Genomic DNA, 14,785 nt, shown 5'->3' on the forward strand with positions numbered 1-14,785 from the left:
ATGCTACTCAGCATCCAGTGCTAACAGACGATAAGCCTGTCCTGAAATATGCCATGACACATAAACCTGACCCTCTTTATCCAACAGAAAGGGGACATCACTTGCCATTGTGGTCTCTGCCAGCCTGCGCGGAATTGACCATTCCCAGCCACCATCGACTGAAATCATCACAAAGAGCTGACTCTGTTCCCCGTTAAATTCTCTCCAGGTAATATAAACCTGATCGCCCTGACTCAACACATCTGCATGAGCGGCACTATTATCATAATTACCAATACTCACAGCCTTCGAAAAGTGACGTCCCTTATCCTCAGAGTGCGCATAAAACAGGCCATGTCGTTGTGGTGCATTATTAAACCAGGCTAGATGATAAATACCATCTGCTGCAATCGAGATGGCAGGGCCATGATGGGGGCAGGCATCAATCTGCCACTGGTCATAACTGACCCGCTCTGGAACACCGGCAGTCACCCGATCAATAAATTTTGTTAAGGCATGATCACGGATATTATCACCATAAATATGACGCCACATCACTACTGGTAGCTGATCTGAATCAAAGGCCATTACCACTCGACAACACTCACAGGTATGATCCATCACCTTCCTGTTGGGTATAAAACTTTTACCCCCGTCATCAGACATCGTGTAATAAAGTGCTGCACCGGTATAGCGACGTCCTTCCTGCTCTGCCCTGAGCCGATCACGCTTATCAAGCCAGGCGATATAAATATCACCCCTGTTATTAACGGCCAGAGCCTCAAAGCGGTGACCTGTTATATCAAGATTATCATTGACTATAATGGGTTCGGAAAAATGTTCCCCCTGGTCAATAGATCGAGCAAAGCGGACATGTCCACTAAATCGATTTGCCAGCGGGGTGACCCAGGAAACATAGATATCCCCCTTGTCTGCCAGTACGATTTTAGGCCGATTCTCCCCTCCTGCCGAGATTGCTTCAGGAACCCGATTGACGACCACTGGTCTACTGAGTGTCTGACCATCATCATCTGAATGATTAACATAGACATGCCCGGCATAAGACCATACCAACCACAATCTTCCCTGATAATCAAAGGCTGCTGTGACCGTCATAGCACATTGCAGTGATGGCAATATCTTTACACCTGCACAGGGATCTCTGGCACCAACCTCCTTACGATCGGTATTAAGCGTATGCAAAGAACAACCGCTCACTACTATAAATAATACCAATATAACAAAGCTCTTAATCAATCTATCCAACATAATTAAAACCTGTAATTCATACCGGCATAGACTGTTCGCGGCATACCAGGTGCATATTCAAACTTTTCTGGATTACCCCAGGCAGCCGCCTTATATGAAGCGGCTGTTGCATATCGTTTATCGCTCAGATTAACAACTCGAGCATAAAACTCCAGGCCATTACCCAGATGATAGTTAGCACGCAGATTAAAGACATCATGCCCAGGATATTTAGTGGTATTATTTGCATCCATCCAGTATTCACCCAGATGCGTCCACTCCAGTTCTATACGACCACCATTCAGTATCGGGGGGCGATAAGCAAGACGTGTATTAGCAACGGTTCGAGGTGCAGATTCCATTTCATTACCACTATAATCAACTGTGCCCTTTGGCACCCATTTTTCATATTGATGAATAGCATAACTGTAGGCAACATCCAGACTGATATACTCGGCAAACTTCGTACCAAGCCCCAACTCAATACCGCGATGTGATGTCTCACCAGCATTAAGTGTTTCACGTGTCCCATCAGAATATTGGTAGGTCAGAATATCATCTTCTTTTATCATACGATATACAGCAAACTCATAGCTTGCTACCTGCCCCAGGTTGCCACGCACACCCAACTCATAACTATCCACCTTGATTGGTTTCAGATCGACAGTACTCACCGCCTTACCCTGACGGAATAACTGTCCCTCCGAAGGTGCTCGAAAGGCGTGTCGGTAAGAGGCATAAGCATTAATACCCGGATTAAAGCGATAGGTTATACCCAGCTTGGGACTGAGATGACTAAAGTCCACCTTGATATCTGCCGGACGATTATGAGGATCACCTGTTAATACAGAAAGCTTGTTATCATAATCATAACTCATCATGTCATAGCGCAAACCACCTGTCAGACGAATACGTTCACTCAGTGATGTCTCTACATGAACATAGGGAGAGACGCCCTGATAGGTCACATCATAATCATAGATATCACCAACCACAGTATAGGACGTATAGACATTACCCACCCTGGTTGGACTAATCTCCTTCTCAAGACGCCTACCAGGACTATGGTCTATATCAGCCCCCAGCACCAGGCGGGTTCGGTTCGGTTTAAAGTCCTGACGATATTTTACTAACATACCGATAGAACGGTTATCTGTTTTATAGGTTACAGGATCATAACTCAGCGACCAGTTTGGCAACAACTCCATGGTGTTATCACGAACATAGGGTGTAATACTCAGCAATGAATCAACATCCTCTTTTTCATAAGCTACCGATGCACGCAGCGCTGTCACCTTACGAAACGAGATTGGCGTATAGTTAAGAGTAGGATTTGTTTCATAGTCATTCTTCAATAACCTGGAAGAACCTGCCGTATTCTGATCAATATTTGAGCTGGAAATCAAAGTCTTCAATGATGCACCATTATCAAAAAAATGATCCCAACGTAATGTTTCGCTCTGACGATCATAGCTGGTACCCTCACGCCAACCATCAGTATGCGTAATATTCAGATCAACACGCACACCTTCATCATCCCAACTATTACCACCACTCAATAACAACCTGCGCCAACCGAATTCACCCAGCTCCAGATTTGCTTCAGCTTCAGCCTCAGCGGGTGCAGAACGCGTCATAACATTGATCACACCACCGATGGCATCACTACCATAGAGCGAGGTGCCCGGACCTTTAAAGACCTCGACACCACCTGACTGAGGCACATTGACCTCATAAAATGCATTATGATTAAAAAATCCGGTTGAACGCGTCGGAATACCATCTTCCAGGTAAAGATAAAGTGCCTTGGTTGTTATTGGCTGACGAATGGCTGTCATATGACCTTCACCACCGGTAACGTTCACATGGACGCCAGGGATCTGATTCATGATCTCAGAGGGATGTGAGGGTCGAAGCTCTTCAATCTGTCTTTCAGTAACAGAACCTATTGATGCAGGGATCTCTGCCTTTAGTGCCTCTTCACGTGTCCCGGTAACCGTGATATCCCCCAGATTGATTCCTTCTGCATAAGCTGTATTCCCCATAGCAAGCATAATTATCGTTGTTGAAAATAGCGTATTTAATCCAGATATTTTCATATAAACTACCCTTTATTCTGTTGTCATCCCCTCTCCCTCACATCCTGTGAGTTCATCTGAAGGATCAAGTAATATTCCATTGACTCCCAATACCAGCCAATGGCAAAAGAATACTTGATTGTTCATAATCCGTGAATGTGACATAGTGTCGCACCGTAGTGCGCATTCCACGTGTAAAAATGATATATTTACAACGGAGATTCCCTAAAGAGATATAAACAATGAGTGATTCCTGTAAAGACCAATCCAGTCATGATGAACATCGCCAGTCGGTACGTGATGCCTATGCTGATGTAGCCCGTGCTGAAAACAATGATGAATGTTGTGGCATCGAATCCAGTTGTTGTGGCGTTTCTGATGATGCGGCTATCAATACACTGATCTCAACCCGCCTGGGTTACAGTGAAGAAGATCTGGATAAGGTACCCGGTGGCGCGGACATGGGGCTGGGCTGTGGTAATCCACGTGCCATTGCCTCACTCAAACCCGGCGAGGTGGTACTGGATCTTGGTGCGGGTGGTGGTTTTGATTGCTTCCTGGCAGCCCATGAGGTTGGTAGCGAAGGCAAGGTAATTGGTGTCGATATGACGCCTGACATGCTCAGCAAGGCACGCAATAATGCCATCAAAGGACAGTATGCCAATGTGGAATTCCGTCTTGGTGAGATCGAATACCTGCCTGTTGCCGATGCCAGCATTGATGTCATCATCTCCAACTGTGTCATCAACCTGTCACCTGATAAGGCACAGGTATTCAGGGATGCCTTTCGTGCATTAAGACCCGGTGGCAGACTGGCCATCTCTGATGTCGTTGCCACCGTCGAATTACCCCAGGAGATGCGTGAAGATGCCGCACTCATTGCCGGTTGTATGGGTAATGCCTCACTGATTGAAGATCTCAAGGCCATCATGGCTACTGCCGGTTTTACCGCTATCCGTATTGAACCGAAAGATGAATCCAAAGAATTTATTCGTGATTGGGCACCCGATCATAATGTAACGGATTATGTCGTCTCTGCGACTATTGAGGCAATCAAACCAACCGCTGGTGGATGCTGCTAGACAATCAGGGATTTTATATGAGCACAAACTCTTTAATGGAACGCCTGGATGATCTACGCAGCCGGCAAAAAAAGATTGATGACACCTGGAAGAACACCGGTAACAAGCCCCTGTTGGAATTCTTTATCGAACTCATCCCACGGGTACTGGATTGTGAGCGCTGTAGCATCTTTATCCTGGATCCAGAAGCCAATGATATCTGGTTACAATGCGGAACTGGATTGGAGGAGCGTGCGGTTAGCGTCCATCTTGATGACTCCATGGTCGGACGCGTTATCTCAAGCGCAAGCCCCCTGTTTGAGCATAATATGAATCAACGTGCAGGGGTGCATGAGTGGATAGATATACAAACCGGATTTGTGACACATAATGCACTCTGCGTCCCGGTAAAAGGCAGTTCAGAAAACACCGTAACAGGAGCCATTCAGGTATTAAATAAACAACCGGGGTCTGAATTCACCCATGATGACTGCGAGATCCTGGAAAAACTTGCTTCACATATGCAAATGAATATCGAAAATATCTTCTTGCGCCAGCAACTGGCAAAACTGCTGGATGATGTCGGCGTTGCCATCAAAAAGATTGAAGGTCATCTGGATCAATAGGCTCTCTTAATGTCTGTCGAATGGTACGTCTATATCCTGCAATGCGCCGATCACAGTTTTTATACCGGCATCACCACAGATGTTAATCGACGTTTTGAGGAACACAATAACAATAACCGCCTAGCGGCAAAATACACTCGATCACGCCGCCCGGTGACACTGTTATATCAGGAAACAGTGGATAGTAAATCAGCTGCATTAAAAAGAGAATTGGCGATAAAGGCCCTTAACCGACAACAAAAAAAAGCCCTGATACAGAAAAACGATGGTCTTCAGGATAAACTGGAGAGACTACGCCCGATCTATCATGCCGCCCTCATTGAACAGACAATAGAAACAAGTCCTGAACTGGAACAGATGCTGGAGACTATCTATCTACCATTAGCGTCCTGGTGTCTGGCACAAAAAAAGAATGGATGCCTTATTATTGGCATCAATGGTGCCCAAGGATCAGGCAAGAGTACACTCTGTCATATTCTGGCATCGTTACTTGAACAGGGGTTTTCACAACGCACCCTGATACTGTCGATTGATGATCTCTACAAGACACATACCGAACGAAAACAACTGGCAAGAGATATTCATCCCCTGTTACAGACCCGCGGGGTACCCGGAACCCACGACACCCGACTTGGCATACAGATCCTTGAACAATTAAAACAGGCACAGAATACATCTCTGCTAATACCTCGCTTCAACAAGGCAATAGATGATCTATACCATAGAGATCAATGGACTCAACTGCGTGGCAATATTGATATTATTCTATTCGAGGGTTGGTGTGTAGGCGCTACCGCTGAGGATGAAGCCAACCTGATACAACCGATAAACACCCTGGAGCAAGACGAAGACCCTGACCATAGCTGGCGTCAATTCATCAATCAGCAATTAGCAGGATCCTATGCTGAATTATTCAGTTATATTGATCAACAGGTCTACTTACAGATACCCGGTTTTTTTCAAAGTATTGAGTGGCGCATGTTGCAAGAACAGAAACTCAGGACGGCAAATGATAGCCCTTCATCACGCATCATGTCTGACCAGGAAATTCAGCGATTTATGATGCATTATGAACGCATTAGCCGTCATTGCATGAAAACACTTCCAAAAACGGCAGATCTGGTGCTGAAGATAAATGAGCAACATGATATTACCGAGATAATCAGGCCTTGATAGCTTCAAGCAGAGGTTCCCACGCAGGAGCATGGGAACCAGGAAAGACTATATCCCGTTCCCATGCTCCTGCGTGGGAATGCATACAAATCAGTAATCACTACCACTCGGCATGAACTTTTATTAAAATAACAAGTCTCTACTCCAACTTAATAGCAACAGGCAACAGGTATTATGATTGACACCCCGGCACGACAGGCCATCCTGACACTCAAGCAACAGGTCGCTCAACAGATCCTGGGGCAGGAATACCTTATTGATCGTTTAATGATTGCACTACTGGCGGATGGTCATCTATTAGTAGAAGGCGCTCCCGGTCTGGCTAAAACACGATCAATCAAGGCACTGAGCGAGGGTATCGAGGGTGATTTTCACCGCATACAATTCACCCCCGACCTGTTACCTGCTGATCTTACCGGTACGGATATATTTCGTCCCCAGGACAGTTCATTTCAGTTTCAGAAAGGTCCTCTGTTTCATAACCTGATCCTTGCTGATGAGATTAACCGAGCACCTGCCAAGGTACAATCCGCCCTGCTTGAGGCCATGGGTGAACGCCAGATTACCGTGGGTAGCAAGACCTATCACTTACCCGATCTATTCCTGGTCATGGCGACACAGAACCCGATTGAACAGGAGGGCACCTACCCCTTACCCGAGGCACAACTGGATCGCTTCCTGCTACACGTCAAGATTGATTATCCCCAGGCAGAGACCGAACAGGCTATCCTGCATCTGGCACGTAATGAGGCATTGGGTATCAGTAGCGCAAATAACGAAGCCCTTACCCAGCTGAACCAGAAAACCCTGTTTGATGCCCGCAAGGAGGTATTAAACATACACATGGAAGATAATCTCGAACGCTATCTCATCGAGATCGTACTCACCACTCGTAACCCGGCACCCTATCACGACGAGCTGGCGCGCTGGATACAATGGGGAGCTAGTCCTAGAGCTACCATTGCACTGGATCGTTGCGCCAGAGCCCATGCCTGGCTGGCAGGACGCGACTTTGTTACACCGGAAGATATACAAGCCCTTGCCTACGATGTCCTACGTCACCGCATACTGCTAAGCTACGAGGCCGAGGCGGATGGTATTGATACCGATCAATGCATTGCCCACCTGATCCAGCACATCCCGGTACCCTGATGTTTCAACGCTGGTTTAAATCTTCAGGTTCAGCGCCACAAACAACAACTGACAATGGTGAAGGGCTGACCCATATTTCTACCGATCAATTGATTGGCATGCACCATGATGCCGAACGCATACAACTCGGAGTATCAAAAATACGTTCCTTACAGAGCGGTAGTTATCGCTCCCACCTGCGTGGGCGCGGCATGGAATTTGATGAGGTACGCCCCTATCAACCAGGCGATGATATCCGCAGCATCGAGTGGCGCGTCACTGCCCGTACCGGTAAACCACACACCAAACTCTTTTGTGAAGAACGTGAACGATCCGTACTACTCTGTGTTGATCTACGCGACAATATGATGTTTGCCACCCAGGGTGCCTTTAAATCAGTGCGCGCCTGTGTCTCGGCGGCTTTATTAGGATGGAGCGCAGAACATAGTGGTGATCGTGTTGGTGGTCTGTTATTCAGCAATCATCAACATCAGGAATTTCGTCCTGGCAATGGTAAACCGGCACTTATCCATCTACTCAAACAATTAGCCGAACACCCCGCCTGGCAAGATGGAACAACCTCGTCAGAACAATCTGCCAACGCCCTAACCGAGGCACTGACACGGATACGACGGGTTGCCTCATCCGGCAGCCTGATCTTTATAATTAGTGACTTTTCACATCTACAAGAAAAGAATCACGCCCAGATTGCCCAGTTATCCAGACACAATGAATTAATACTGATCTTTATCTACGACCCGATTGAACAACAGCTCCCTCCTGCAGGACAATATCGAATCCAGCAAGCGGGGCAAGAGCTTATGCTTGATACAAGCTCCGATACTCAACGTAAGGCTCACCAGCAACACTTTGAACAACGGCTACAAACTCTCAAACGCTTTGCCAAACGTCCTGGTGTTCATCTACTGCCGATGACTACCAGTGATAATCCAGCAACGATACTAAGTCGGTATTTCCGGGGTTGATGATGCCAGCCGATCCGTTACGTGATATTCATCTACCTGATGCCATCGGCTGGTGGCCACCCGCTATTGGTTGGTGGCTACTGCTGGCAGGCCTGTTGATTTTAATTATTGTTCTACGTCTTATTTACTCCCGGCGAATAAAAAACCGCTGGCGTCAAAGCGCATTACAGGAATGGCGTGAGATACAGGTATTACAGGATGATCCACAACGACAGACTGAGATAATTAGCAGAATATCCATACTGCTACGCCGTGTTGCCATCACGCGTTTTCCACAACAGGAGGTAGCTGGATTAACCGGAGAGGCATGGTTGCAATTCCTTGATCAGACTATGGACCAAGAAAAACCCTTTCAACAGGGCGAGGGGCGACTGTTAATCACGGCCCCCTACCAGCAGACCACTGTAACAGACACTCATGTCCTGCTAGCGCTATGCCAACGCTGGTTACAACAGGTACAGGGAGAGTAATAATGATCGAGTTCCAATGGCCCTGGTTACTGTTATTACTGCCAATCCCAGTGATTCTTTATCGCTGGCTACCCGCTGCTGCAAATAATAATGAAGCCGCCTTGCGAGTCCCTGACGCAGATTTGTTTCACAGTAATACTGGCCCTGAAAATACAGCACATATTTCTTCTCGTAGCCGGCTGTTACTGATCTGGATCGCATGGGCATTACTACTACTGGCAGCAGCACGTCCGGTATGGGTCGGAGACCCTATTGAGCTCCCTGTCAGTGGTCGCGACCTAATGTTAGCAGTCGACCTCTCCGGCAGCATGGAGGTTGAAGACTTTATTTATCAGGGGCAGGCCATTAATCGGCTACAGGCCACTCAAATGGTCGCTGGTGAATTTATTAAGCGTCGTATTGGTGATCGTCTGGGCCTGATTCTGTTTGGTCGTAATGCCTATCTGCAGACACCACTTACCTTTGATCGCACCACGGTACGTGCCTTACTGGATGAGGCTGTTATTGGTCTAGCAGGTCAGGAGACCGCTATTGGTGATGCCATCGGTCTGGCGGTTAAACATCTACGCGCTGAAGATATCAATAATCAAGTTCTTGTCCTGCTCACTGATGGTGCCAATACTGCTGGTGAGGTGACCCCGCTCAAGGCCGCTGAACTGGCCGCTGAATCAGGTCTGAAGATCTATACCATTGGCATTGGTGCCGATGAAATGATAGTGCGCTCATTTTTTGGTAGGCAGCGTATTAACCCATCACGTGACCTGGACGAAACCACCCTGCGCAAGATTGCCGAGTCTACCGGAGGACGTTATTTTCGTGCCCGTGATACCGATGATCTCAATCAGATTTATGATCTACTCGATGAGATTGAACCTGTTAGCAAAGAACAAAAGACCTACCGTCCTCAACAGAGCATCTTCTACTGGCCGTTGGCTGCTGCACTGTTAATCAGCAGTATTTTGTTACTCATTCGATATTCCAGAGGATATCGTCAATGAATGAGTTCCTGCAACAATTTCACTTCCTGCGCCCTTACTGGTTCTGGGCACTGTTACCATTGGCAGGGCTGTTCTGGCTATTGCTTAAACAACAGTTACAGAGCCGTTCATGGCAACAGGTGATTGACCCTGCGCTGATGCCTTATCTGTTAACCGACAGTAAAAAGGAAAAAAGTTTATGGTCACCTATAGCCTTTCTTATCAGTGGACTTTTGCTTGTTACGGCACTGGCAGGCCCGGTCTGGACACAACTGGAACAACCGGTATTCCGTGAACAATCAGCGTTGGTCGTCATCCTTGATCTATCCTGGTCGATGCATGCTAGCGACATTAAACCCAGCCGCCTTGAGCGGGCACGTCTTAAACTCAGAGATATTCTTGATCGCCGCAAGGAGGGGAATACTGCTCTGATCGTCTATGCAGGCACCTCATTTGTTGTAACCCCACTCACCGAGGATACCCACACCATTACCAGCCAACTGAGCGGGCTTGATAGTGAACTCATGCCTAGCCAGGGGTCAAGGGCGGATCGTGCCCTGGCGCAGGCGATAAAGCTGTTACAACAGGCCGCCGTCCATCAAGGCAGCATTCTATTAATTACCGATGGCATTGATGCTGTCGATAACCCGGAACTGGATCAGCAACTGAAGTTACTCCGCAAGCAGGGGCATCAATTATTAATCCTGGGTGTCGGTAGTCAACAAGGTGCACCGATACCACAAACTGGAGGCGGCTTTCTCAAGGATGCCCAGGGTAGCATTGTGATTCCAGTAATGAATCCAGGGCAACTCACCCGAATTAGCCAACAAGGCAATGGCATCTTCAGCGAGATTACTGCCAATGATAGCGATATCAACCGTCTGCTTGTCGCTATAGATAACCATCAACAACCCCAGCAGGAACAACAGGCTGAATCCATCAAGAGTGATCAATGGCAGGAACAGGGCCCCTGGTTACTACTCCCTGTTATTCTGTTGTCTCTACTGATATTCCGCCGGGGTTATCTGGTCATATTGATTGTCGCAGGTATCGCACAACCACAACCAGCACAGGCCATCGACTGGGATCAACTATGGTTACGCGAGGATCAACAGGCACAAAGATTACTCGATGCAGGTCAGCCAGAACAGGCTGCACAACAATTTCAGAACCCGCAATGGCGTGCCAGTGCATACTATAAGGCGAAAGATTATGAAGCCAGCCTTGAGGCACTGAAGGGGTTGGATAGTGCCGAGGACCTATACAACCGAGGTAACGCACTGGCGCAACTGGAGCGCCTACCCGAGGCAATACAGGCCTACGATGAGGCCCTCAAAAAACAACCGGAGATGCCCGATGCCCTCTATAATCGTGAGTTATTAAAGAAACAGATGCAACAACAGGAAGAACAGAAAAAACAGGGCAAGAAGGATAAGCAGGACGCTGGCGAAGGTTCTGATGAACAATCCGGCGAACAACAGGATTCAGATCAGGAGCGTCAACCTGACGGTGACAAGCCGGTACAAAAGGATCAGAATAAGCGCTCAGAATCATCCGATAATCAAAAGGATAACGAATCAGAACCCGATCAAACACAACAAGAATCAGATCAATCCAGCGAGGAAGATAGCGAGCAGAAAGAAAGGAGACAGGAAAACAAGCTGACCGAGACCAGCAGTGAGCACGATGAATCAAAACAGGCGACTGAACAATGGTTACGCCGCATCCCGGATGACCCAGCTGGTCTATGGCGTAGAAAATTCCTTTATCAATACCAGCAACAAAAACAACAGGGCGATGAAAAACGATCATGGTAAATAAATCTTATATACGATTACTGCTAATGACCCTGTTCCTCTTTACATTTTCTGCACAGGCCACACTCACCAGCACTATCGACCGCACTACCTTATCGATCAATGAATCCTTCACTCTCACATTGAGTAGCGATCAAAGTCTTGATGGGCAACCCGATTTTTCTGTGCTGGAAAAAGATTTTGACATCCTCAACCGCCAACAGAGTAATAGTATTCAGATGATCAATGGACGAACCACACGCTCCATACAATGGCAGCTGACCTTGATAGCAAAGCACAGCGGTCAACTGTTCATCCCTGTCATCCATGCCGGTATAGAACATAGCCAGGCCATAGCGGTTCTCATTACTAAAACCCGATCCATCAATAACAGCGTGAATACAACAGCCGATATATTCATGCAGGTTGCGGTTGATAATAATAGCGTCTATGTGCAACAGCAGATTATTTATATCATCAAAATATTCCAGAATCGTAGTGCCGGCATCACTATTGCAAATGGCAGTACCCTGTCAGAACCCGTACTCAGTCATACCGATGCCGTCATTCAACGCCTGGGAGATGACCGGCAATATCAAGTGACACAGCGGGGACGACACTACAATGTCATCGAACGACGTTATAGTATCTACCCGCAACAAAGCGGTACTATTGATATTCAACCATTACTTTTTGATGCACGACTAGTGACACAAAGTCGTAATCGTCGTTTCTCTCCTTTTGCCAACCTCCAGCAAAAAACAAAGATTAAGCGTATCCGTTCCAGGGGCATCAATGTTGAGGTAAAACCTGTACCCACCCGATTCAAGGGCAAGCACTGGCTACCCGCCAGTGACCTTAGTCTGCAAGAGGCCTGGTCAGGGGATATCATACAACTCAAAACAGGTGAGCCCATCACCCAGACTCTGACCATCGAGGTCGCTGGCCTAAGCTCTGCCCAGATACCTGTCATTGAATACAAGGTATCCGCCGATCTCAAACAATACCCCGATCAGGCAGTATTGAATGATGAACCCGGCTACGATGGAATACACGCATCACGACAACAAAAACTAGCTCTAATTGCCAATAAAACCGGCACTATCCAGCTACCAGCCATTGAAATCATCTGGTGGAATACCAGCACTGATCGACAGGAAACAGCACGTATCCCGACAAGAGCATTACAGATAACTGCAAGTGACACAAACATGGGTCAAGTCACACCCATAATGACAGAACCTGAACAAGTGCTGGCACAAAAAAAACCAGACACCCCGTCACAGCCCGCCCTCAAAAACCCGCTCAAGGCAGCCTGGTGGCCCTGGCTTACTCTGTTATTCGCCCTGCTCTGGCTAGGCACCCTGATCCTGTGGCGACGAGGACATCAACAATCTAATAATCCTGTACCAACATCAAAACCTGAACAACAGGGCTCATCAATAAAACAACTCAAACAGGCCTGCCAGACAGACGATAACAAGCAGGCAAGTGCAGCCCTGATTGACTGGGGCAGACAACAGTGGTCGGATCAAAATATCAACAACCTGGGACAACTTGCCTCTTGTTGTAATAACGCATTGGCAGAACAGATTTATACACTGGAAAAATCCCTGTATAATCGAGAAGACCTTCACTGGCAAGGTCAGGTGCTATGGCAGGCCTTTAAACAACAGACTCCCGTCAAGCACAGAGGACAACCGCAACAGCCGGTCTTGAACAGCCTTTTTCGGCATCAGGAGTTATAATGTATGCGTTCCCACGCAGGAGCGTGGGAACGAGAGCCGCCGGGAGCCTAACTGTTCCGATATTGCATTCCCATGCAGGAGCGTGGGAACGAGATTAAATGCAAGAGCGTAACCTGGTTCCCATGCTCCTGCGTGGGAACCCGAAACTCAAGAGACCGCAATAATGCCCGTCCAAAAATTCAACCAGCACTGGATCGCATCCTTCACCAATGCAACTGATATCAACCCGGTTATTATTGCCGATTATCTGAGTATACGGGACGATACAGCGATTAAAAAAACCCACCTGTTTGATGGTCGCTATGAAAACATCTATGTCCCACTCGATAGAATCCCGACACTGAAACCAGTCCTGTTACAGGTCAAACATTATGCCGCAGAAATCCTGAACATCAACATTGAACAACTAAAAATCGGTTTCTGGTTTAATGAAATGCAGCCTGGACATACCACAACCCTGCATCGCCATGACGATGATGATGAATTATTATCCTGCGCCTATTATCTTCAGGTGCCGAAACAATCAGGACAATTAATTCTTGAAGACGGAAAAAACCAACAAAAGATTACCCCGATTGAGGGCAATGCTATTTTTTTTAGTCCATCACTACCTCACGCTGTTAGTGAAAACAGAAGCGACAAGATGCGACTCTCCATTGGTATTAATATAGGGCCAAACCGAGGACAAATTTAAGGGAACTGACCTTAGGTCTGCCCCACAGCCTGTTCCAATAACAAAGCGGTTACTTCTTCTGCGGGTAAAGGACGACTGAATAAATAACCCTGCACATGGTAACAATTATTTGAATGAAGAAAATCCAGTTGTTGCCGGGTCTCGACACCTTCTGCAATAATATGCATATTCAGACTATGCCCCATAACAATAATAGCGGTAGTAATTGCCGCAGCATCAGAGTTATCAACGACATCATCAATAAAGTTCACCATTCTTTTTTCTATTGACAAAAACATCACTGAACACCTCACCTGACAGAATGGTGTCCCACACCTTACAGTAAAAATCAGAATCCTGTTTACCTGATTTCAAAATTCCAGGCGAACCACCAATCACCTCATCGATACTGTAACCCGTTATCTTTTCAAAGGCAGGGTTAATATATTCCACTACGCCCTCACAATCTGTGATCAAGACCATATCTGCAGATTGCTGTAATGCCTTGGACATAATATGTATCTGTAAGCGGGATTCTTTGAACTCTGTAACATCCCTGATCATCCCTTCGACGCCAAGAATTCTGCCCTCTTTATTACGATAATAATGTGCGTTAATAGAACCCCATACAACAGATCCATCCTTATGCCTCAGGGCAACCTCTTGGCATCCAGACTGTTACTAAGCCGCCAGCTCAACACTTTGCGACTGTACCAATCGATGATGGCAACCAGGTAGGCGAAGCCGCGCCAATCGAAGTAGAGTAAGAAGCAGGACGTAGTCGCACTATTTCCCTGCTTCTCCTCCCCGAACCGTACGTGCACCTTTCAGCGCATACG

Annotated in this window: 14 protein-coding genes and 1 pseudogene; 10 read left to right on the forward strand and 5 right to left on the reverse strand. The window is 47.1% G+C overall.

What is annotated here, in order from left to right; translation table 11 throughout:
* Positions 1-3 precede the first annotated feature (3 nt).
* Positions 4-1,248 (reverse strand): exo-alpha-sialidase, encoded by a 1,245-nt coding sequence (locus GXP22_07920; GenBank protein NOX09395.1) that lies wholly within the window; start codon positions 1,246-1,248, stop codon positions 4-6.
* A 2-nt stretch (positions 1,249-1,250) separates the two neighbouring features.
* Positions 1,251-3,281 (reverse strand): TonB-dependent receptor, encoded by a 2,031-nt coding sequence (locus tag GXP22_07925; protein NOX09396.1) that lies wholly within the window; start codon positions 3,279-3,281, stop codon positions 1,251-1,253.
* A gap of 266 nt (positions 3,282-3,547) precedes the next feature.
* Between GXP22_07925 and GXP22_07930 the strand changes: the two genes are divergently transcribed.
* The 10 genes from GXP22_07930 (at position 3,548) to GXP22_07975 (ending at position 13,967) form a co-directional block, all read left to right on the forward strand.
* A complete protein-coding gene (locus GXP22_07930) occupies positions 3,548-4,387 on the forward strand; it encodes an arsenite methyltransferase (GenBank protein ID NOX09397.1) in 840 nt (279 codons plus the stop codon).
* A 17-nt stretch (positions 4,388-4,404) separates the two neighbouring features.
* Positions 4,405-4,992: a GAF domain-containing protein gene (locus tag GXP22_07935; GenBank protein ID NOX09398.1), complete on the forward strand. Its 588-nt coding sequence runs from the start codon at positions 4,405-4,407 to the stop codon at positions 4,990-4,992.
* Positions 4,993-5,001: 9 nt separating this feature from the next.
* Positions 5,002-6,165 carry a GIY-YIG nuclease family protein gene (locus tag GXP22_07940; GenBank protein NOX09399.1) on the forward strand — a complete coding sequence of 388 codons (1,164 nt, stop codon included), beginning with the start codon at positions 5,002-5,004 and terminating at the stop codon, positions 6,163-6,165.
* Between the two features lie 174 nt (positions 6,166-6,339).
* Positions 6,340-7,317 carry a MoxR family ATPase gene (locus tag GXP22_07945; GenBank protein ID NOX09400.1) on the forward strand — a complete coding sequence of 326 codons (978 nt, stop codon included), beginning with the start codon at positions 6,340-6,342 and terminating at the stop codon, positions 7,315-7,317.
* Entirely contained in the window at positions 7,278-8,282 is a 1,005-nt protein-coding gene (locus GXP22_07950; protein NOX09401.1) for a DUF58 domain-containing protein, read from the forward strand. Before GXP22_07945 ends, GXP22_07950 begins: the two co-directional genes overlap by 40 nt.
* Positions 8,282-8,752 carry a DUF4381 domain-containing protein gene (locus tag GXP22_07955; protein ID NOX09402.1) on the forward strand — a complete coding sequence of 157 codons (471 nt, stop codon included), beginning with the start codon at positions 8,282-8,284 and terminating at the stop codon, positions 8,750-8,752. Before GXP22_07950 ends, GXP22_07955 begins: the two co-directional genes overlap by 1 nt.
* 2 nt (positions 8,753-8,754) lie before the next feature.
* Positions 8,755-9,750 (forward strand): VWA domain-containing protein, encoded by a 996-nt coding sequence (locus GXP22_07960; GenBank protein NOX09403.1) that lies wholly within the window; start codon positions 8,755-8,757, stop codon positions 9,748-9,750.
* Positions 9,747-11,546, forward strand: a complete 1,800-nt coding sequence (locus GXP22_07965) for a VWA domain-containing protein (GenBank protein ID NOX09404.1) — start codon at positions 9,747-9,749, stop codon at positions 11,544-11,546. The genes GXP22_07960 and GXP22_07965 overlap by 4 nt, the downstream gene beginning before the upstream one ends.
* Positions 11,540-13,273 (forward strand): protein BatD, encoded by a 1,734-nt coding sequence (locus GXP22_07970; protein ID NOX09405.1) that lies wholly within the window; start codon positions 11,540-11,542, stop codon positions 13,271-13,273. The genes GXP22_07965 and GXP22_07970 overlap by 7 nt, the downstream gene beginning before the upstream one ends.
* 163 nt (positions 13,274-13,436) lie before the next feature.
* Entirely contained in the window at positions 13,437-13,967 is a 531-nt protein-coding gene (locus GXP22_07975) for a hypothetical protein (protein ID NOX09406.1), read from the forward strand.
* Between the two features lie 11 nt (positions 13,968-13,978).
* Here GXP22_07975 and GXP22_07980 read toward each other — a convergent pair whose 3' ends face one another.
* From GXP22_07980 to GXP22_07990, 3 genes and pseudogenes are all read right to left on the reverse strand, one after another.
* Positions 13,979-14,245, reverse strand: a complete 267-nt coding sequence (locus GXP22_07980; protein ID NOX09407.1) for an EAL domain-containing protein — start codon at positions 14,243-14,245, stop codon at positions 13,979-13,981.
* Positions 14,205-14,459, reverse strand: coding sequence for a PAS domain S-box protein (locus GXP22_07985; GenBank protein ID NOX09408.1), 255 nt, complete (start codon positions 14,457-14,459; stop codon positions 14,205-14,207). Before GXP22_07985 ends, GXP22_07980 begins: the two co-directional genes overlap by 41 nt.
* A 15-nt stretch (positions 14,460-14,474) precedes the next feature.
* Positions 14,475-14,600: pseudogene (locus GXP22_07990) on the reverse strand (PAS domain S-box protein).
* Positions 14,601-14,785: the final 185 nt, after the last annotated feature.

The organism is Gammaproteobacteria bacterium (assembly GCA_013151035.1).
Taxonomy (GTDB): domain Bacteria; phylum Pseudomonadota; class Gammaproteobacteria; order JAADJB01; family JAADJB01; genus JAADJB01.

What these genes read in the sequence shown, in the direction of transcription:
- GXP22_07920 (NOX09395.1), bottom strand. Translation starts at nt 1,248, where the DNA reads ATGTTGGATAGATTGATTAAGAGCTTTGTTATATTGGTATTATTTATA.
- GXP22_07925 (NOX09396.1), bottom strand. Translation starts at nt 3,281, where the DNA reads ATGCTTGCTATGGGGAATACAGCTTATGCAGAAGGAATCAATCTGGGG.
- GXP22_07930 (NOX09397.1), top strand. Translation starts at nt 3,548, where the DNA reads ATGAGTGATTCCTGTAAAGACCAATCCAGTCATGATGAACATCGCCAG.
- GXP22_07935 (NOX09398.1), top strand. Translation starts at nt 4,405, where the DNA reads ATGAGCACAAACTCTTTAATGGAACGCCTGGATGATCTACGCAGCCGG.
- GXP22_07940 (NOX09399.1), top strand. Translation starts at nt 5,002, where the DNA reads ATGTCTGTCGAATGGTACGTCTATATCCTGCAATGCGCCGATCACAGT.
- GXP22_07945 (NOX09400.1), top strand. Translation starts at nt 6,340, where the DNA reads ATGATTGACACCCCGGCACGACAGGCCATCCTGACACTCAAGCAACAG.
- GXP22_07950 (NOX09401.1), top strand. Translation starts at nt 7,278, where the DNA reads ATGCATTGCCCACCTGATCCAGCACATCCCGGTACCCTGATGTTTCAA.
- GXP22_07955 (NOX09402.1), top strand. Translation starts at nt 8,282, where the DNA reads ATGATGCCAGCCGATCCGTTACGTGATATTCATCTACCTGATGCCATC.
- GXP22_07960 (NOX09403.1), top strand. Translation starts at nt 8,755, where the DNA reads ATGATCGAGTTCCAATGGCCCTGGTTACTGTTATTACTGCCAATCCCA.
- GXP22_07965 (NOX09404.1), top strand. Translation starts at nt 9,747, where the DNA reads ATGAATGAGTTCCTGCAACAATTTCACTTCCTGCGCCCTTACTGGTTC.
- GXP22_07970 (NOX09405.1), top strand. Translation starts at nt 11,540, where the DNA reads ATGGTAAATAAATCTTATATACGATTACTGCTAATGACCCTGTTCCTC.
- GXP22_07975 (NOX09406.1), top strand. Translation starts at nt 13,437, where the DNA reads ATGCCCGTCCAAAAATTCAACCAGCACTGGATCGCATCCTTCACCAAT.
- GXP22_07980 (NOX09407.1), bottom strand. Translation starts at nt 14,245, where the DNA reads ATGTTTTTGTCAATAGAAAAAAGAATGGTGAACTTTATTGATGATGTC.
- GXP22_07985 (NOX09408.1), bottom strand. Translation starts at nt 14,459, where the DNA reads ATGTCCAAGGCATTACAGCAATCTGCAGATATGGTCTTGATCACAGAT.